The following is a 17,563-nucleotide window of genomic DNA, read 5'->3' as shown; positions in this document are numbered from 1 at the left end:
GACGTACGCCCGGGCCCCGGCACCCCGCCCACCGGGACACCCATCGTGTCCGGCGAGCAGCGGCCGACCTGGGGGCTCGGCGTCAAGCGGTCCGAGGTCGTGGGGCTGCCGGTGGAGGAGCGGGAACCCGGCTCGGAGTCCTCGGTCAGCCCGGTCGCGGTGCCGGAGGTGGACGCGCCGTTCGAACCCGCCAACGGCTCCGACCGCGTGGTCGTACCGGAGGCCGCGCTCGTAGCGGCAGAGGCACGGGAGACGGAGGCCCGGGAAGCCGAAGTCCCGCCGCCCGCCCGCCCGTTGTCCCTGCGCGAGCGCCTCGTGCCCACCCGCCCCGGTGTCGTCCTCGGCTGTCTGCTGGTCGCCGCGCTGCTCCTGTACTGGGTGCCCGCGCTACGGCTCGGTGAGTCCGACCTGGACCGCATGGGCGGGCTGGGCCTGATCTCGGTGCTGCCGCTGCCCACGCTGGTCGGCGCCGCGCTGCTGATCACGGTGTTCGCCGCGCTGCTGTGGCTCGGCCGCGAGCACAAGGTGCTGCTGCTGATCACCCTGCTCGCGACCGTCGTCTCGCTGCACGCGCTGCCCGCGGTGATCGAGCCCGAGCCGCGCTTCCCGACGGCCTGGCAGCACCTCGGGTTCATCGACTACATCGACCGCACCGGGTCGGCCGTACCCGACCTGGACGCCCGCTGGAGCTGGCCCGGCTTCTTCGCGGTGGCCGCGTTCATCGGCAGGGCGTGCGGGGTCACCGACTGGTCCGAGGTCATCCGCTGGTGGCCCACGGCCATCCAACTCGCCTATCTGGCACCGATGTTCCTCCTGGTCCGCTCGCTGCGGGCGAGCTGGCGGGCGAAGTGGACCGGCGTCTGGATCTTCGTGCTCAGCGGCTGGGTCGGCCAGGACTACTTCTCCCCGCAGGGCTTCACCTTCCTGCTCTATCTGGCCTTCGTGGCGATCCTCCTGGTCTGGTTCCGGGCGCCAGGAGTCCTGTGGACGAAGATGCGGCCCGGCGAGGCGGAGGTCGAACCGACCGACCGGCGCCAACAGGCCGTGCTGCTCCTGGTGTTGATCGGTCTGTTCGCGGCGAGCGTCCCGGCCCACCAGCTCACGCCGTTCGTGATGCTGGGCGTCCTCACGGTCCTCGTCCTGATCGGCCGCTCCGAACTCCGCGGCCTGCCCATCCTGTTCGCGGTACTGGTCGCGGTCTGGCTCGGATTCATGGCCGAGCCGTACTGGTCCGGGCACTTCAACGATCTCTTCGGCGGGGTCGGCGGCGTCGGCAGCAACGTCTCGACCTCGGTCTCCGGCCGTATCCAGGGCGGCAGTTCGACCCACAAGCTGGTCCTCTACACCCGGGTCCTGCTGGCGGGCGGCGTCATGGCCTTCGCCTGCTGGGGCTGGTGGCGCCGCCGCGACCACAAGTACCGCGAACGCTCCCTCCTCGTCCTCACCTTCGTCCCGTTCCTGGGCTTCGGCATGCAGTCCTACGGCGGCGAGATGGCGCTGCGCGTCTTCATGTTCGCGGTGCCGGGCGCGGCCCTGCTCGCGGGTCTCGCCCTCTTCCCGCGCACCGGCGTCACCGCCAAGGAGCGCGAGAAGGACCGGATGAGCCTCGCCCCGCTGGCCGCGCTGGTCGCGGGCCTGCTGCTCATGAGCGGCTTCCTGGTGGCCCGTTGGGGCAACGAGGGCTTCGAGCGGGTGCGGCCCGGCGAGGTCGCCGCCATGAACTACGTGTACGCCCACGACAAACCGACCGTACGGCTGCTGTGGCTGAGCGACGACACGGTCAACGACGTGACGCCGGCGATGCCGTGGGGCGCGAAGGACATGGAACGGGTCAACTACGTTCCCACGCTGGCCCCTTCGGACCCGGTGCTGGTGTCCGGTCTGGTCAAGGCGCTCAAGGACGCGGGCCCGAACTCGTATCTGATGCTCAACAAGAGCCAGGTCGTCGCGCTCCAGCTGGACGCGGGCTACTCGGCGACCTGGGAGACCCGGCTCATCCAGAACCTGGACAACCGGCAGGAGTTGAGGAAGGTCCTCGTCAACGACGACGTGACCATGTACGCGCTGCGCAAGCAGCCGGCCGGTGCGGTCCCGAAGCCCGATCCCGGGCCGATCGGACCGCAGATCACCTGGACACCGTGGTCGGTGGTGGGCGCGCTGGCCGCCCTCGCGCTGATCCTGATGCTGACGGCCCGCGAGGTCGTCCGGGTCGCGGTGCGGCCGAGTGTGCGTCAACTGCGCTGGCTGCAGAGCAGTTTCTGGTTCTCGCTGCCTCTGCTGGCGGTGCTGCTGGCTTCGCTTGTGCAGCGGTTCCTGACGATGAAGTAGCGGGGTTCTACGAGGTCAAGTGGCTTATCGGGTAAGCCACTTGACCTCGTAGGCCGCCATGTCGAACTGCTTGCCGTCGACCTTCGCGCTGATCTGCCGGTCCAGGGTGTTCACGACCAGGACCGCCTTGTCGGTGGCGAGGACCTTGACGTTGGGCACGTCGTCCGCCGCGACCGACACGGTCTCCAACTTCGTACCGGGCCCGAAGGCCGTGTCGAAGCGGGAGACCAGGTCGTACATCGGCAGTTGCTTCCCGCCGTCGGAGCTGTCGGTCGGCGTCCACAGACAGCCCGCGCAGTCCGTGCCCTTCTCGTTCTCCGGGTTCCAGTAGAAGCCGGAGGTGGCGCCGCCCTTGGCCATGGCGATCAGGCCGGCGGCCTGGACGGCGACGCGGCGGGTCTCGGACCAGCCCTTGCGGTCGTCGTTGCCGTCGGCGGGCTCGACGTAGTACTCGGCCCACCACAGCGGCAGGTCGTGCGTCTGCTGCCGTACCCACTCGCTCACCGCGGTGAGCTTGTCGGTGGCCCCGAACTCGTTGGGCAGCAGTTCGTCGTCGTTGGTGTAGCTGGAGCCGTCCACGACCACGAAGTCCGCGCCGACCTTGTTCTTGTTCCAGTAGTCGAAGGCGTCGATGATCCGCTGGTCCATCGCGCCCCAAGTCCCCTTGAAGGTGCTGGAGGCGTTGGCGTCGCGCGGGTCCACGCTGTCCATCACGAGATATGGTCCGCCGACCATGATCTTCGGGTTGACCTGCTTCAGCGCCTTGTAGACCAGGTTGTAGAGCTTGGTGTAACCCTCGTAGTCCCAGCGCTGTTCGGCGTTGTTCCAGAAGCCCTTGAACTCGTTCCACACGATGAAGTGGGTGACGTCCGGGTACCGCTTGGCGACGGTCGCGGCGAGCGCGGCGAACTCCGCGTAGTGGTCCGGCTTCGGGGCCGTCTCCAGCGACGCCTGGCTCCAGTTGGTGTTGTCGACGCCCGCCTTGCCGCCCTTCATCCAGTCCGGGGAGCAGCACAGCGTGATGACCGGGGTGCCGCCCGACTTGCGGACGAAGTCGATGCGGCGGTCGAGGGTGCCGAAGTCGTAACGCCCCTTCACCGGCTCGGGGTTGTCGGCGCCCCAGCCCATGATGGCCTGGTCCTGCGGGAGTTGGGACTTCGCGAGCAGTCCCTCGACGCGCCCGGTCGCCGTGTCGCTGCCCTCGTCGGCGCTGTACTGGGTGTGGGTGAAGCCCCAGCCGACCTCCGGCCGGTCCTCGTCGGGCGGGGTCGCCGGAGTGCCGTGCACCTTGTCGCCGTCGCGCGAGGTGCCCGCGGTGCTTCCGCCGCCGGGAAGCGTGTTGATCAGGGTCACGATCAGAGCCAGTGCGGCCACACCCACGCCGAGCAGCGCGGTGAGCCGCCACCGTCGTGCCCCCGAATTCCACCCATGACGTCCCATCAAGGGCAACAGTAACGTCGGTGCACGGGGGTGGGGCAGGCCTCCACATGCACAGGCTTGTAACAGGACCGAGGGGATACGTGACGGACACAGAGCGGACACATCGGAGGCGGCGGGCGGAGCCGACACTCGGAGGCGCACTGCGGAAAGCGGGTGCACGGGGCGTCCGCGTGCCGGATCATGGCCCCATGTCTGCTAACCCGCACGACGCTCTGCCGATCCGGCTCAACGTCGACGACTCCGACTCCCCGTCCGATGTCGTCGACGCGCTGTTCCTCGGCCGCTTCGCGACGGGCGAGCAGCCGTACTCGCACGCGGCGAACATCGACCGTGTACGGTCCGGGGCGACCCTGCTCCCGCCGGGCGCCCGCGTGCTGCGCGCCGCCCGTGACGACGACCGCAGTGCGACGCTCGCGGAGGGCGACGGCTGGACCCTGCTGATCTCCCGCTGGAACCGGGGCGCCGACGTCACGGTCACGGCGACCAGCGAGGAACTCGCCGAGAAGGTCCTCGGCCAGGCGACCGACGGCGCGGCGGACGAGCCCGAACCGCAGCCGGAGAACGTGACGATGGGGTTCTGGTACGTCTCCCCCAGGCGCGGCCCGCACCGCACGACCCGGCAGATCTCCGCGGGCACGTGGGACGAGGTGCGCCCGAACTACACGGGTCCGGTGGCCGATGCGATGGACACCCTGATGAAGACGACGCCGGAGGACATCGCGGGCCGGCTGCTGTTGCTGCACGGCCCGCCGGGTACCGGCAAGACCTCGGCGCTGCGCACGCTGGCGCGTTCCTGGCGGGACTGGTGCCAGGTGGACTGCGTGCTGGACCCGGAGCGGCTGTTCAGCGACGTCGGCTATCTGATGGACATCGCGATCGGCGAGGACGACACGACGGGGAAAGGGCGTTGGCGGCTCCTCCTCCTTGAGGACTGCGACGAGTTGATCCGCGGCGAGGCGAAGCACACGGCCGGCCAGGCCCTCTCCCGCCTCCTGAACCTCACGGACGGCCTCCTCGGCCAGGGCCGCAACGTCCTGGTGGGCGTCACCACCAACGAGGACCTGGAGCGCCTGCACCCCGCCGTGGTCCGCCCCGGCCGCTGTCTGGCCCGTATCGAGGTCGGCGCGCTCACCCGCAAGGAGTCGGTGAACTGGCTCGGCACGGAGGAGGGCATCGGCCGCGAGGGCGCGACCCTGGCGGAGCTGTACGCACTGCGCCGGGGCACCCAGCCGACATCGGTACCGGACCAACGGGAGGGGGCGGACGCGGGGTTGTATCTGTAAACAGCTCAACTCCTCCGTCCGGCCGCCATTTGTCTCCGCCGCAACGGCGCTCAGCCACAACAGCGGATCCCGGCGGTGCCGAACTCCCCTCACCCTGCCGTGTAGGCCGCCCGCAGGGCATCCCGCACGGCCGCCGCCGCATCCTCCTGCGTAAGCCCCAACCGCCGGACCTTCTCCGCATAAGCCTGCGCAGCCAACGCCGCCTCCCGCTCCGCCGCCGAGCCCGCGGCAGCGATCAGCGTGCCGTTGCGGCCCCGCGTCTCGATCACGCCGTCCGTCTCCAGCGCCCGGTACGCCTTGGCGACGGTGTTCGCGGCGAGGCCGAGCGACTCGGCCAGCCCTCGTACCGTGGGCAGCCGGTGGCCGACCGGCAGCGCTCCGGACCGGGCCTGCTCCGAGATCTGGGCGCGGATCTGCTCGTAGGGCGCGGCACTGTCATCGATGTGGATCTTCAAGGTCACGGCCCGATTGTCCCGCACCCACCGGAAAATGAGAGGCACTGCGGCGCGGCTCCGCCGTAGCGTGCGACGACATGACAGTGACCGTGCGCGACCTGAACCCCGGCCTCCGAGCCGACCTGGAGGGCTTCGTCCGGGTCCGCCACCTCGCCCTCCCCTTCATGGTGTTCACCCCGGAGTCCGTAGCCTTCGACATCGCCCACGCCCATCCGGAGGCCAGGCTCCGCAGGCTGGTCGCGGAGGAGGACGGCGAGATCATCGGCACCGCCCAGGTGGGCATCGCCTACGACAGCCCGGAGCCGGGCCAGGCCTTCGTCAACGTGCATGTGCACCCGGAGCGCACCTGCCGGGGCGCGGGTGGACTCCTGGTCCGCACCGCCGAGGAACACCTGGCCGCCGCGGGCGCGACCCGGCTCCACTCCTGGGTCCTGGACGAACCGGCCAACCGCGCCTTCGCCGAGCGCTTCGGCTATACGGCGAGCCGCTCCGCGCACTTCTTCCGCCTGGACCTGGCGCACGGCACCCTGCCTCCGCTCCAGGATCCGCCGCCGGACGTGGAGATCCGTCCGGGCTCGGTCTTCTCCGCGGACCCGCGCCCCCTGTTCGAGCTGGACACGGAAGTGACGCTGGACGAACCCAGCGACATCGACGCCGAGCTCACGGATTTCGAGGCCTGGCTGGACGAGACCTGGCGACACCCCCTGTTCAGCGCCGAGTTGACGTCCGTGGCCGTCGTCGGCGGACGCCCGGCGGCCTTCAGCGCGGTCCGCGCGGACGGCGGCACGCGCTACTTCACCGCCATGACCGGCACCGCCCGCGCCCACCGCGGCCGGGGCCTCGCCAAACTCGCCAAGAACGACTCACTGCACCGCGCCCGCGCCGCCGGATACGCGGAGGCGTTCACGGGCAACGACACCGGCAACGGGCCGATGCTCGCGATCAACAAGTGGCTCGGCTACCAGATCTGCGCCGCGGAGGTGCGCTATGTCCGTGAACTCACCTGATCCCGCACGCCAGTTGGACGTCGTTCTGGTCAAGGCGGGCCGGACGAAGATCCGTTACCCGGCCGAGCTGCTCTTCGACGACGGCATCCGCCTCGCCGTCCGTGCCCCGTGGGCGGGTGACGGCGTCCGCGACTTCGGCTTCGTGCGGTTCGAGCCAGGCGACGTGTTCACCGAGTACTACTGGCGGGACCGCTGGTACGCGGTGAAGGAAGTCCGGGACGGCACCGGGAAGTTGAAGGGCTGGTACTGCGACATCACCCGCCCCGCGACGCGCTCCGGCGCCGAACTCGTCGTGGAAGACCTCGACCTGGACCTGTGGCGATCCGCAGACGGCACGGACGTGATCCGGCTGGACGAGGACGAGTTCGAGGAGAGCGGGCTCGCCGTGTCGGACCCCGTGGCCGCGGCGGCGGCCGTCGCGGCGCTCGACGAGTTGGAGGGGCTGGCCCGTGCGGGCGGGTTCGACGCGCTGCTGCGGTGAGGCCCGCTCACTCCATGGCGACCACCGCGTACCGCTCGTCGGCCACGGTCTTCCCCCACAGCAGCGGGTCGTCCGACAGCCGCTCCACGCGCACGTGCCCGGCGACGGGTGCCAGGAGCTCGGTGAGGCGGTCGGCGGGTATGCCGACCGGGCTCACCGTCCCCCAGCGGCCCTCGATCAGCACGAGCCGTCCACCGGGGCGCAGCAGGCCGCGCCAGTGCCGCAGGACCCGGGCGGGGTCGGGCAGCGACCACAGCACATGCCGTACGAGGACGACGTCGTAGCGCTGCTCGCCCACCGGAGGTGTTGCCGCGTCACCGATCAGGAACGCCGCGTCACGGCCGGCCAGCTTCGCGCGGGCGAGGTCCACCATCGCCGGGGAGAGGTCCACGCCGGTGATCCGGTGTCCCTGCTCGGCCGCGAGGAGCGAGAGGGTGCCGGTGCCGCAGCCGAGGTCGAGGACGTCGCCTGCGGCGGCGGGCAGCCAGCCGCGCAGCCGGTCCGCCCAGGCCCGGCGGATCTCCGGGTCGCGCAGGCCGTGATCAGGCTCTTCGTCGAAGGTCGGGGCTTCCGCGTCCCAGTCCACGCTCGCTTCAGATTCACTCATGGGCCCAGCGTGACACCCGCCACTGACAGTCCCATCGTGACAGCCACCACAGACAGACCCGCTTCGATGAGTCACCCTCCCGGGAACGGTCTACCTCGTGAGAACACGAACCCGGGTGGACACAAGGAGGCAGCCATGCGCCGCGTAACCGTGCAGAAGCCCCTGAAGAAGTCGGACGCCCGCCGGGTGCGGGACGAGGCCGACGAGCGCCCTGTCGAGCGCCCCGAGGTCCGAAAGGACATCGCCCGCACCTGGTGGCCGGACGGCTGAGTCCGGCCGGAGACCGGCCCGGTCGTCAGTCCAGCCGCTTCCGGTAGTGGATGCGGTCGTAGGGCCCGTCCGTGCGCCGCTCGACGACCTCGTAGCCGAACTTCGGGTAGATCTTCTGGTTCTCCCACATCATCGCGTTGGTGTAGAGCCTGACCTCGGGCAGCCCGAGCGCACACGCGCGTGCGTCCACGAACTCCAGCAGCCGCCGTCCCACCCCCGTGCCGTGCGCGTCGGGGTGGACGGCGATGCTGTCGAGGAACAGGTGACCGGTGCGCTCCTCGATCACCACGAGCCCGGTCACGGGGTCCCCCGTCACGAAGACGCGCCCGGCGGCCACGTTCGCCATGTGGTCCGCCTCCATGGGCTGCGGCACCACACCGATGCGCGCGATGTAGTGGTGGTACGCCATGTCGGTCACGGCCTTCACGGCCGGTACGTCGGCGGGGACGGCCGCGCGAACGCCGGTGGTCATGAGCGGTGCTCGGCGGTGTGCGTACTGATCACGAGCATCCGGACGCCTTCCGCGCTCGTCCACGGCCCGTGCTCCATCTCCGGATGGCGGTACGCGTACATGCCCGCGGTGAAGGTCTCGCCGAGACGCAGATCGGTGAGGTCGCCTTCGAGGACGTACACCTCCTCGAAGTAGTCGTGCCGGACAGCACCTTGGGCGCTGGTGTCGGTCCCAGGCTCGTAGTGCTGGAGCACGGTGGAGTCCCCGGAGACCGGATCCACGGCCAGCTCCTGCTCCCACACACCGGCGGGCGCGCCGGCCGGCCGCCGCCAGGGTGCCTCGGGGCGATGGAACTCGGACTGCGGTCTGCTCATCTGCGACACCTCTCCACACAGCGGACTTGTCGAAGGACGAGATCGTCACTGTCTACCCGCATCGTCACACGGTGCCGACAGACCTCTTGCGCGAGATGTGTGAGTGCGCCACGGAGCGCATCGACATCCTCGTGTACGCCGGCATCTACCTGCCAGAGGACCCTCGCTTCTTCTCGACACTGAAGAAGAAGGCCGAGAGCGGCGTCCGCATCCGACTGCTCATGGGCGATCCACAGTGCGAAGCCGTCGTGCGACGCGGCATCGACGAAGGGCATCGCACTATGGACGGCAAGATCCTCAATGCGCTGGTCAACTACCGCCCGCTGTTCACCAGTCACCCCGAGAGCGCTTTCCGCCTGCACGACACCGTGCTCTACAACTCGATCTACTGCGCCGATGACGAGATGTTGGCCAACACGCACGTGTACGGCATAGGCGCCTACCTGGCGCCCGTGTTTCACCTACGGAGGCTCCCCGGAGGCGGTCTGTTCGACACTTTTGCCAATAGCGTTCAGCAGACCTGGGAAGGCGCCAGGCCAGTGACCGAACACGACATCACGGGAGCTTGAGCATGGGACGCATCGACTATCTGCACGATCCGGATGCTCCGCCGGCCAACTCGGTTGTGCCTTCGGTCGTGGCGCTCGTCCAGAATGACGCGGGCCAGGTGCTCATGATTCAGCGGTCCGACAACGGACGTTGGGCGCTGCCCGGCGGTGGCCACGATGTCGGCGAGTCCATTAGTGACACGGTGATCCGTGAAGTCTGGGAAGAGACGGGGGTCAAGGCCGAAGTCGTCGACCTGTCCGGTATCTACACGGACCCTGGGCACGTCATGCAGTACGACGACGGCGAGATCCGCCAGCAGTTCAGCATCTGCTTCCGAGCGCGGCCTGTCGGCGGCGAGCTGCGTACGAGCAACGAGACGACGCAGGTCCGTTGGGTTGACCCAACGGACCTGCGGGAGCTGGACGTCCACCCCACGATGCGGCTCCGTATCGAGCACGCCATCGACCGGACGCGTACCGCTCCCTACATCGGCTGACGCTTGGCGGCGGCGACGCGTTCGAGGACGCGAGACGTGCAGCCGAGGATCTCGGGTTCGGCCCGCCGGATGAACTTACCGATCAGACTCTCCGGCCCGTACCGTCCGGTGATCTCGTTGATCCGGTCGATCGGGTTCGTGGGAGTCCCGTCCGGTGTGGTGTTCATGTCGCAGTAGCAGAGCGCGTCGTTCAGGTCCGCACTCTCGCGGGGGAACTCGCTCTCCAACTCCTCACGCAGGTCGCGCGCTTCCGCCTCCAGCCAGGAACAGGAGTGGTGGGCAACCAGGTTGATGACCCGCTCGTCGGCGTTGGCCGTATCCCGCAGGTAGCGGGCGCCGTCCAGAGGATGGAAGCCCGTCTTGGCCAGGTCCGGTGCATAGCCGATGTCGTGCAGTACTGCCGCGGCCTCCAACAGATCCGCGTCCTGGTCAAGAACGAGAGCGATCGTGCGTGCCCTCTCAGCGACCCCTTGGCAGTGCTTCCACCGCCGCGGCAGCGGCTCGGCGAGCAGGGACTCAGCCAGGGGATAGGCCCACTCCGTCAACGTCGGCAAGCTACAAACGCTCCTCTCGCGTCGGCACGGCGCGGACTGTCCGCACCCTGCCCTGTCCTCCCCCCGCCAGCACGCCGGCGGTCTCCAACTTTTCCAGAGCTTTGGTCACCGTGGGACGGGAGACCCCGAACCGTTCGGCGAGCGCGGAAGCACTCGGGAACGCTTCCCCTACCGCGAGTCCGTCAGCCGTGACAATGTCTGCGATTCGCTGATCAAGCGGACGCCGGTCGACTCGACTGCCTAGAAGGCTGCTGAAAATGTTGGGAGTTCTGGCCCCGGTCCAGCAGGGTCGGGGCCAGTCTTGTAGGCATGCAGGGGGAATGGGCCGGGGAGATGGCCGGGCCGGATGTGTGGGAGACGTGCCGGGAGTTGATCCCGGCAGGGAGCGTGTTCGCGTTCCTGGCCGAGCAACGGGAGGCACTGTTCCCGCCGTCGATGTTCGCCGATATGTATCCCTCGTCCAACGGTCGTCCGAGTCTGCCGCCGCAGGTGCTGGCCGCGACGGTGGTTCTGCAGAGCCTTCAGGGGCTGTCGGACTTCGAGACGGTCCAGGAACTGCGGTGTGACCTGCGGTGGAAAGCGGCCTGCGGGCTTGGCCTGTACGACATGGCGTTCGATCCGTCGCTGCTGACGTACTTCCGGCGCCGTCTGCGCCACTCGGCCGATCCGACGCGGATCCGGTGGCCACCCAGGACACCGTCACCCAGATCATCTCCGCCATCCGCCGGGTGATCCGCGAGGTATCCGGAGCCCAGGAGGTGGCCGCGGAGCACTGCCACGCGCACGACTACACCGACCCGGGCAAACCGAAGATCGCCTGGAACGACGAGCAGGCGCGCGCCGTGCTGGTCGATGCGCTGGTCACCGACGCGATCAGTCTGCTCGGGCACCTGCCGGAGCAGAAGTTGGGTGAGAAGGCCGCGGACGCGGTGGGCCTGCTGGCCCTGGTTGCCGGACAGGATGTCGAGCCGGCTCCCGACTCCGACGGACGCGACGGGCGCTGGCGCATCGCCCAGCGCACCGTGCCCGGCCGGACAGTGTCCACCGTCGATCCCGACGCCCGGCACATCCACAAAAACCGCACCCGCCACCAGGACGGCTTCAAAGGACACGTCTCCTTCGAGCCGGAGAGCGGGCTGTTCACCGCCGTCGTCCTCACCGGCGGCCATGGTCCCGGCAGCCACGAAGCGGCCGTTGCCGGTGATCTGCTGGGCGAGGAGGACGGCGCATTAACCGTGCTTGGCGACTCCGCCTACGGGACCGGCGACCTGCGCGAACAGTTGCAGGCCGCGGGCCACACGCCGGTGATCAAGCCACCGCCGCTGCGGCGAGTGATCCCTGGCGGCTTCACCATCGACGACTTCCGCATCGACCCAGCGGCCTCCACCGCGACCTGCCCGGCCGGACGCACCGCCAACCTCGGCCAGGTCAAAGCGGACGGCGCCCGCACCGCCCAGTTCAAGCGGCTGTGCGCCGGCTGCCCCCTGCGAGGGCGCTGCACCACCTCCAAGACCGGACGCACCCTCAATGTCCATCCTCAGCACGAACTGCTGACCGCCGCCCGCCATCAGGCCGCCACCGATCCGGCCTGGCAGGCCGAATACCGCAGATGGCGGCCCCCGGTCGAACGCGCCATCGCCTGGCTGGTCGCCAAGGGCAGCCGCCGCGTCCCGCATCGCGGCATCATCGCCAACAACATCTGGCTCCACCACCGCGCCGCCGCCCTCAACCTCCGCCGCCTGATCAACCTCGGACTCACCCGAACCGGCACCACATGGCAACTCGCCCCGGCCACCGCATAGCGAAAAAGGCTGCCCGGCCCAGGCCGGACAGCCCCACAACAAGATTTTCAGCAGCCTTCTAGGCGACCGACGCGCCACCGCTCACCCGGCGCAGGTTCGGCCAAGCCCTCCTGCCTCAGCACCCCGTACGCACGGATGACAACGCCGCGTGAGACCCCGTGTTCACGCATGACCTCAGCCAGGGACGGCAACTCTGTCATCTCCGGGTCGCCCTCGATCAGCGCCTTCACTGAGTCGGCAACCTTCAGGAAGGTGCCCCGAGGGCTGGCATGTTGCGACACTCGCACCCCTTCTTGTTCATGCCGTAAAGCTTCAATGATTGCATACCACGAGGCCACCGAGAAGCAGGTTAGCGTGAGGAGTGGATTGGAATCAATAACTTTGGTCCAGTTGTGCCATTATAGAGAGTTCAAAAAGGCCACTATTTCATTCATGTCTATCCGGTCAAAATCACGAGGGTGGATTATCAGAGTCAACTCACGCGTAATTATGGACTTGCGTGACCGCGCAACGAAGGAAATGGTCAGCATTTTCACGATACTTTCGTAGTCCAAGTTATCGACCCTGGCGAGATCCGATCCGATAACCGGAATCGACACACGCTTCCGATTTCCAGTTTCGCCAATTACACCCCAAACGCGACTCAAGCTAAGCCACAACGCGTCTACACTAGATTGTGCAGCTAGATTATTTCCCATTCGCGAATATGCGACACAGTAATATCTTGTTTCAAATGAACCCAGTACTGCAACTGTCCCTAGCGGGTATCGGACTAGCCGACCCTTAGGCTTCACCTCCCGGGTCTCTACGCCTTCTACTGCATGCCCACTGAGTGCTGCAGTTAGGTCCCGACTGAGCGTATCGACATCCCCCGAGTAGACTCTCTGCAGAAATTGCGCCTGCACACTTGTGGGCGCAATTATTTCCGCATCACTGGAATCCGTGTCAAATGTGTCAGTGAATCCAATGATTAGGTGTGAATCTTCCTCAAAGATATCTCCCCTCTTTACCGTGACTCTGAATGACGGGTTTCTAAATTCTCGGGTAACCGTATTCTTGGGCAGTGCTCGAATTATCCCGAATACGAGAGAAGTGGCAATCATGGCAATAAGCGAACGGCCACCCTGCAATACAGTAAGCGGGTACACGGCAAGCATTAGCTGAACTAAGCCAGAGACTCCAGCGAAGGTCACTGATGAATATGTAGCAACGAGCTTAACGTTGCGACGTGTCGCATAGTTGCCCAACACTGCAATTATTTCCTATGAATTGGAGCGCATTAGAAGGGTGCCAGCACTACGCTGTTTCCGGGGGACAGATTGGACGTTCTAATGGTCGCCGAAACGCGCGCCCGTGACGCGATTGCCTGCAGTTGCGTCACGTTCTGTTGGGCTGCACTGAAACCCTCGTCAGTCACGATCATCGTGATATCTGCATACGCTTCTGTTTTAATTCGAGTCTCGATAATGTTATCTGGACCGACAACGCTGGTGATTGCGTGCCGCAGGATCTCTACCGATTTATCGCCGCCTTCATTTTCATTGTGGGTGTTGATCGTCACCGCGCTGGGATCGTTGATTACGTATCGAGGAGCTTGATTTTCCCCTTCGATTCGAGAGATTTGTTTGGTCATGCTATTAATTCGAGAACTTTGTTCCCTTACGAGCGCAACTAGCTCGTTAAGGATTTCTGGAGTGTCACGCTGGGGGGCTGAAGAGGAAGGGCGAGATTCTCGAATTACATTCAATTTCTCCTCGATATCGCTCCAAAATCTATCGAAGGTCACTTGAAGGCGATCAGAATCAATTACCGTCTCACAGTTTTCGTTGAGGCATTTTACTAGCGCCCATACTTCATCACGTGACGTGCTCTCTGTAGCTTGGAACTGTGCGACTGGGCCCGAGAGATCCTTTACTTCTAGATCAAGTAGAAATGGAGCCAGCATACTTTCTCCCAGCTCGCGAGAAAGCGCACCTGCTTCAAAGTTAATCCAAGGGGCGTGTTGATTTTCCCGTGTCACGCAAACAATCCCAAAGGTGGAGTCTTGGAGTTTGCTCGCGATCTTGTCTAGTCCCCTCTCTCCTTTAGAGATGTCTTGCGACGAAACGAAAGGGGCGATGCCCTGGTTCATGAAAGGTAGCCAGTCTCGAAGGGCCTCAGCACAAAGCCTGGAGGCGGCTCCGGACCAGCTCAAGAAAACGCGCACTTGTTTATCCCCCGTTCAGAAGTTCTAGGACGCTTGCTGCCGATGCGTGCCGTACGTCTCGGCCGCGCTTGTCAACTGTAGTGGGCAGAGTGACAAGCCGCTCCTTCCTTCTGTAAGAACATGTCCTGACGCGCGCCTAGCCTTCTCGGGTTCGAGTGCTGTCGCCGCCGCGCGCCACCATCGGGATGGCCAAAACCGGCCGACAACAGCGAACGACCTTGTACACGCCGTGCGTAGGTTTGACCGCCTGTGTCGTTGTCCTCCCGGATGGAGCCCCGTTCTGGGATGCTGCATCACGCGGAACGAATCGAGCCGCGCGTGTTGCCATTGCCGAGGGGGACGGCCATGGATTGGTCGATGTCCATCACGTACGGCGCGCTGGGTGGCCTTGTCGTGGAGGTCGTGGTCTTCTACGGCCGGATCGCGACATGGCAGGCGGCCCGGCATCAGGCCCTCACGAGCAACAAGCGACGGAAGCAACTGCCGCGCCTTGACAAGTACGTTGATCCTGCCTCTGACGCGCTGGCCGCCCTTACCCGGGTGTCGCTCGGTGCTGGAGCTGGTTTGCTCTTCGCCCCGCAGTTGACTGGGGCGCTCGCCACAGTTGCGGTGGGTGCGTCGGCGCCTGCGCTGCTGCGGCAGTTCGGCAGCGCGCGGAGCCTTCAGGCGGTCATCGGTGGGGCTGTTCCCCAGGCGGTCGCGCCTGCCGTGCTTGCTCCTGTGGGTGGTGAGGATGCCGTGGGCTTGCCGAGCGGCACGGAGGTGCTTGAGCAATGAGCCGGCTCGCCGAGCGCTACTGGGCATCGCTGACGGACTTCCGTCCTGAAGCGCTGGACCACCTGATTGAACACGGGCGGCGACGAGATCTGCCCCTGTGGCGCAGGTACCTTGCGTCGCTGCTCGATGTCGAGGTGATTGGGCAACAGGCGGTCGAGACAGAGGACTTGGATCAGCAGATGGTGGTGCGGGATGCGCTGACGTCCACCGCCTATTACACGCTCGACTCGACCGTCTATGTGGGGGCGGAGGCCGCGATACGGAGAAACGGGCGGCCTCTCCTGGCGTTCGTGGTCGTCGCCGCCCTCGTCGTCGCTGCCTCGGTCAGTGCGTGGCTGCTGACGTCCGCATTCGAGCGGTACGGTACGCCCAGCGGGCCAGCGTCACGGGCACCCACGGGCCAGGCAACCGGAACCTCCCGCACCCCGAGTCTGCTTTCGGGTACGCATCAGGAGGCGGGCGGGTTCGCGTGGGCTACGCCCACCGGGTGGCGGCGGGATCTGAAGCCGGGGGCGGAGGTGCACTACACGTCCCCGGACGCCACTCAGGAACTCGTGGGCAAGTCCTCGCTCGCCCGAGGCGACCTGATGCAGACCTGGGAGGCCGCGGAGCGCAACGCCCATCAGGGGCAGAGCTACCAGAAGATCCGCCTCGACAACACGACGTTCCGCGGCTACCCGGCGGTGATCTGGGAGTACACGTTCACACTCAAGGGCGTCCCCTGGCACGCCCGGCTGCTGGGCTTCGACGAGGGCGGGAAGGCGTACCAGATCAACACCTGGTACCAGCCGGACGTGGAGACCCAGGCCCTGAAGACCTACGACAAGGTCAAGAACAGCTTCATCATCCTCTGACGGGCGTGCTGCCCGTGAACAGGCCGGGTACTACCGCACGCAAGGGTGGAAACATCCCAGGAGCATCGAGGTGTACGGCATGGGATGGTCGGGGTGTATCCCCAACCATGAGACGCCTTCCCCCAGGTGCCCCCGAGTTGAGTTGACGAAGGAGAAGTGGCTGCTCAGCAGCGGATGAGTCAGCCTGCTGTAAATCTGCCGATGCGCATCGGCGGGGCCGTCTGTGGGCCGTCGAAGGGCGGCCCAAGGTGACCAACGACGACCAATGACGACCGCACGGTCAGTGGCCAACGCTGCATCGACGTCGATCGCCTGAGGCCGCTCGCGGACCGCAACACTTCCTGCGCAACAAGAGGCGGGCTCAGACCTGTCTACGGAGCCGCGGGCGCAGGTGAGCAAGGCAGACCCGGGAGCCAATCCGGGAGCCAACAGAGGCATCCGACCGCGGACGAACACGAACTGCCACGGACAGTAGAGCCGCTCGGACGCAGGTGAGCCGAGGGGGTGCCCCTCCCCTTCCTGAGCCCTCGGTTAGCCCTGCCTTAACACGACCATAAGGATCTCCATCCTCCGTCTCCAGCAGGCGATTCCGCGGTTTCCAGGGGCTAGCTTCTGATCACCCCACGGGATCCGTCCCCCGCGCCGAGAACCGTCCGAGGAGTTGGAGTTCCGCCATGCTCGCACGCCGCAAGGCCGCCGCTGCCGCCGTCCTCGGCATGGCTCCCCTCGTACTGACCGCGCTCGCCGCGGCGCCCGCGGCGGCGCACGGTTCAATGGGTGATCCGGTCAGCCGGGTCGCGCAGTGCTACGCGGAGGGCCCGGAGAACCCGAAGTCGGCCGCGTGCAAGGCGGCGGTCGCGGCCGGCGGCACACAGGCGCTCTACGACTGGAACGGCATCCGGATCGGCGACGCCAACGGGCAGCACCAGACGCTGATCCCGGACGGCAAGTTGTGCAGCGCGAACAACGCGGAGTTCAAGGGCCTCGACCTGGCCCGCGCGGACTGGCCGGCGACCAGCGTGAGCAGCGGCTCGTACACCTTCAAGTACCGCGTGACCGCGCCGCACAAGGGCACCTTCAAGGTGTACCTCACCAAGTCCGGCTACGACCCCGCGCAGCCGCTCGCCTGGGCCGACCTGGACCTGGAGCACCCGGTCGCGACGGCCACCGACCCGGTCGCCTCGGGCGGCTTCTACACCTTCTCCGGCACCCTCCCGCAGCGCTCCGGCAAGCAGCTCCTGTACGCGATCTGGCAGCGCTCGGACAGCCCGGAGGCGTTCTACTCCTGCTCGGACGTCAGCTTCGGCGGGAGCGGGAACGGCAGCGGCACGGGGGCCAACGGCGGTGGTTCGGCGGGTAGTTCGACACCGACGCCCACCTCGGCCGTTCCAGCCCCGACCACTCCCGCGCCGTCCGCCTCCGCCCCGTCCGACGAGCAGATCGCGGCCGGTGCCGACAAGTCGACCGTCGAGCACCACGGTCAGGGGGACGCGGACGCGAGCACCTCGGCGGAGCCGGTCGTCGCCGAGGCCAACGAGCCGCAGGCGGCGGGGAGTTCGCAGAACCTCGCGGCGACCGGCAGCAACGACAGCTCGCCGTATCTCGTCATGGGCGGCGCGGCCAGCCTGG

Annotated in this window: 18 protein-coding genes and 2 pseudogenes; 11 read left to right on the top strand and 9 right to left on the bottom strand. The window is 66.9% G+C overall.

Going from position 1 to position 17,563, the window contains the following annotated elements; genetic code table 11:
- A pseudogene (locus tag R6V09_RS23940) lies at window positions 1-2,328 on the top strand (lipopolysaccharide biosynthesis protein); the annotation flags it as partial.
- Between the two features lie 24 nt (window positions 2,329-2,352).
- On the opposite strand, the gene R6V09_RS23935 reads toward R6V09_RS23940, so the two are convergent.
- On the bottom strand, window positions 2,353-3,768 hold the full coding sequence (locus R6V09_RS23935) for a GH39 family glycosyl hydrolase (protein ID WP_317883490.1): 1,416 nt from the start codon (window positions 3,766-3,768) through the stop codon (window positions 2,353-2,355).
- 188 nt (window positions 3,769-3,956) lie between these two features.
- Between R6V09_RS23935 and R6V09_RS23930 the strand changes: the two genes are divergently transcribed.
- Window positions 3,957-5,051 (top strand): DUF5925 domain-containing protein, encoded by a 1,095-nt coding sequence (locus R6V09_RS23930; protein WP_317883489.1) that lies wholly within the window; start codon window positions 3,957-3,959, stop codon window positions 5,049-5,051.
- A gap of 89 nt (window positions 5,052-5,140) precedes the next feature.
- On the opposite strand, the gene R6V09_RS23925 is transcribed toward R6V09_RS23930, so the two are convergent.
- Window positions 5,141-5,512 carry a GntR family transcriptional regulator gene (locus R6V09_RS23925; RefSeq protein WP_317883488.1) on the bottom strand — a complete coding sequence of 124 codons (372 nt, stop codon included), beginning with the start codon at window positions 5,510-5,512 and terminating at the stop codon, window positions 5,141-5,143.
- Window positions 5,513-5,583: 71 nt separating this feature from the next.
- Between R6V09_RS23925 and R6V09_RS23920 the strand changes: the two genes are divergently transcribed.
- Together R6V09_RS23920 and R6V09_RS23915 are read left to right on the top strand one after the other, a co-directional pair.
- Window positions 5,584-6,513 carry a GNAT family N-acetyltransferase gene (locus tag R6V09_RS23920; RefSeq protein WP_317883487.1) on the top strand — a complete coding sequence of 310 codons (930 nt, stop codon included), beginning with the start codon at window positions 5,584-5,586 and terminating at the stop codon, window positions 6,511-6,513.
- On the top strand, window positions 6,494-6,994 hold the full coding sequence (locus R6V09_RS23915; RefSeq protein WP_317883486.1) for a DUF402 domain-containing protein: 501 nt from the start codon (window positions 6,494-6,496) through the stop codon (window positions 6,992-6,994). Before R6V09_RS23920 ends, R6V09_RS23915 begins: the two co-directional genes overlap by 20 nt.
- Window positions 6,995-7,001: 7 nt before the next feature.
- On the opposite strand, the gene R6V09_RS23910 is transcribed toward R6V09_RS23915, so the two are convergent.
- Window positions 7,002-7,601, bottom strand: coding sequence for a class I SAM-dependent methyltransferase (locus R6V09_RS23910; protein ID WP_317883485.1), 600 nt, complete (start codon window positions 7,599-7,601; stop codon window positions 7,002-7,004).
- Window positions 7,602-7,736: 135 nt separating this feature from the next.
- Between R6V09_RS23910 and R6V09_RS23905 the strand changes: the two genes are divergently transcribed.
- Window positions 7,737-7,871: a hypothetical protein gene (locus R6V09_RS23905; protein ID WP_019066207.1), complete on the top strand. Its 135-nt coding sequence runs from the start codon at window positions 7,737-7,739 to the stop codon at window positions 7,869-7,871.
- A 25-nt stretch (window positions 7,872-7,896) separates the two neighbouring features.
- On the opposite strand, the gene R6V09_RS23900 is transcribed toward R6V09_RS23905, so the two are convergent.
- Window positions 7,897-8,343 carry a GNAT family N-acetyltransferase gene (locus tag R6V09_RS23900; RefSeq protein WP_317883484.1) on the bottom strand — a complete coding sequence of 149 codons (447 nt, stop codon included), beginning with the start codon at window positions 8,341-8,343 and terminating at the stop codon, window positions 7,897-7,899.
- Entirely contained in the window at window positions 8,340-8,696 is a 357-nt protein-coding gene (locus tag R6V09_RS23895; RefSeq protein ID WP_317883483.1) for a cupin domain-containing protein, read from the bottom strand. The genes R6V09_RS23900 and R6V09_RS23895 overlap by 4 nt, the downstream gene beginning before the upstream one ends.
- A 26-nt stretch (window positions 8,697-8,722) precedes the next feature.
- Between R6V09_RS23895 and R6V09_RS23890 the strand changes: the two genes are divergently transcribed.
- Window positions 8,723-9,265 carry an XRE family transcriptional regulator gene (locus tag R6V09_RS23890; protein ID WP_317883482.1) on the top strand — a complete coding sequence of 181 codons (543 nt, stop codon included), beginning with the start codon at window positions 8,723-8,725 and terminating at the stop codon, window positions 9,263-9,265.
- A gap of 2 nt (window positions 9,266-9,267) precedes the next feature.
- Window positions 9,268-9,741 carry an NUDIX domain-containing protein gene (locus R6V09_RS23885; protein WP_317883481.1) on the top strand — a complete coding sequence of 158 codons (474 nt, stop codon included), beginning with the start codon at window positions 9,268-9,270 and terminating at the stop codon, window positions 9,739-9,741.
- Here the strand turns inward: R6V09_RS23885 and R6V09_RS23880 are convergent.
- Together R6V09_RS23880 and R6V09_RS23875 are read right to left on the bottom strand one after the other, a co-directional pair.
- A complete protein-coding gene (locus tag R6V09_RS23880) occupies window positions 9,729-10,295 on the bottom strand; it encodes an HD domain-containing protein (RefSeq protein ID WP_317883480.1) in 567 nt (188 codons plus the stop codon). The genes R6V09_RS23885 and R6V09_RS23880 overlap by 13 nt on opposite strands.
- Before the next feature lies 1 nt (window position 10,296).
- On the bottom strand, window positions 10,297-10,716 hold the full coding sequence (locus R6V09_RS23875) for a GntR family transcriptional regulator (protein ID WP_317883479.1): 420 nt from the start codon (window positions 10,714-10,716) through the stop codon (window positions 10,297-10,299).
- Here R6V09_RS23875 and R6V09_RS23870 point away from each other — a divergent pair.
- A pseudogene (locus tag R6V09_RS23870) lies at window positions 10,605-12,097 on the top strand (transposase). The gene R6V09_RS23875 and the pseudogene R6V09_RS23870 sit on opposite strands and share 112 nt — an antisense overlap.
- Window positions 12,098-12,495: 398 nt before the next feature.
- Here R6V09_RS23870 and R6V09_RS54675 read toward each other — a convergent pair.
- Entirely contained in the window at window positions 12,496-13,200 is a 705-nt protein-coding gene (locus R6V09_RS54675; protein ID WP_442810117.1) for a macro domain-containing protein, read from the bottom strand.
- A gap of 176 nt (window positions 13,201-13,376) precedes the next feature.
- Window positions 13,377-14,303 (bottom strand): toll/interleukin-1 receptor domain-containing protein, encoded by a 927-nt coding sequence (locus tag R6V09_RS23865; protein WP_317883478.1) that lies wholly within the window; start codon window positions 14,301-14,303, stop codon window positions 13,377-13,379.
- A gap of 357 nt (window positions 14,304-14,660) precedes the next feature.
- Here R6V09_RS23865 and R6V09_RS23860 point away from each other — a divergent pair, with 357 nt between their 5' ends.
- The 3 genes from R6V09_RS23860 to R6V09_RS23850 form a co-directional block, all read left to right on the top strand.
- The gene (locus tag R6V09_RS23860) at window positions 14,661-15,080 is read left to right on the top strand and encodes a hypothetical protein (protein ID WP_317883477.1); all 420 of its coding nucleotides are present in this window, start codon (window positions 14,661-14,663) and stop codon (window positions 15,078-15,080) included.
- A complete protein-coding gene (locus R6V09_RS23855) occupies window positions 15,077-15,934 on the top strand; it encodes a hypothetical protein (protein WP_317883476.1) in 858 nt (285 codons plus the stop codon). Before R6V09_RS23860 ends, R6V09_RS23855 begins: the two co-directional genes overlap by 4 nt.
- Window positions 15,935-16,608: 674 nt before the next feature.
- Window positions 16,609-17,563: lytic polysaccharide monooxygenase auxiliary activity family 9 protein (locus R6V09_RS23850; protein WP_317883475.1), on the top strand; the 955-nt coding region annotated here is incomplete at its 3' end.

It is taken from the genome of Streptomyces sp. W16 (assembly GCF_033194735.1).
Taxonomy (GTDB): domain Bacteria; phylum Actinomycetota; class Actinomycetes; order Streptomycetales; family Streptomycetaceae; genus Streptomyces.
The sequence above is the reverse complement of the archived record's forward strand: the minus strand, read 5'-3'. Positions and strand labels throughout refer to the sequence as shown.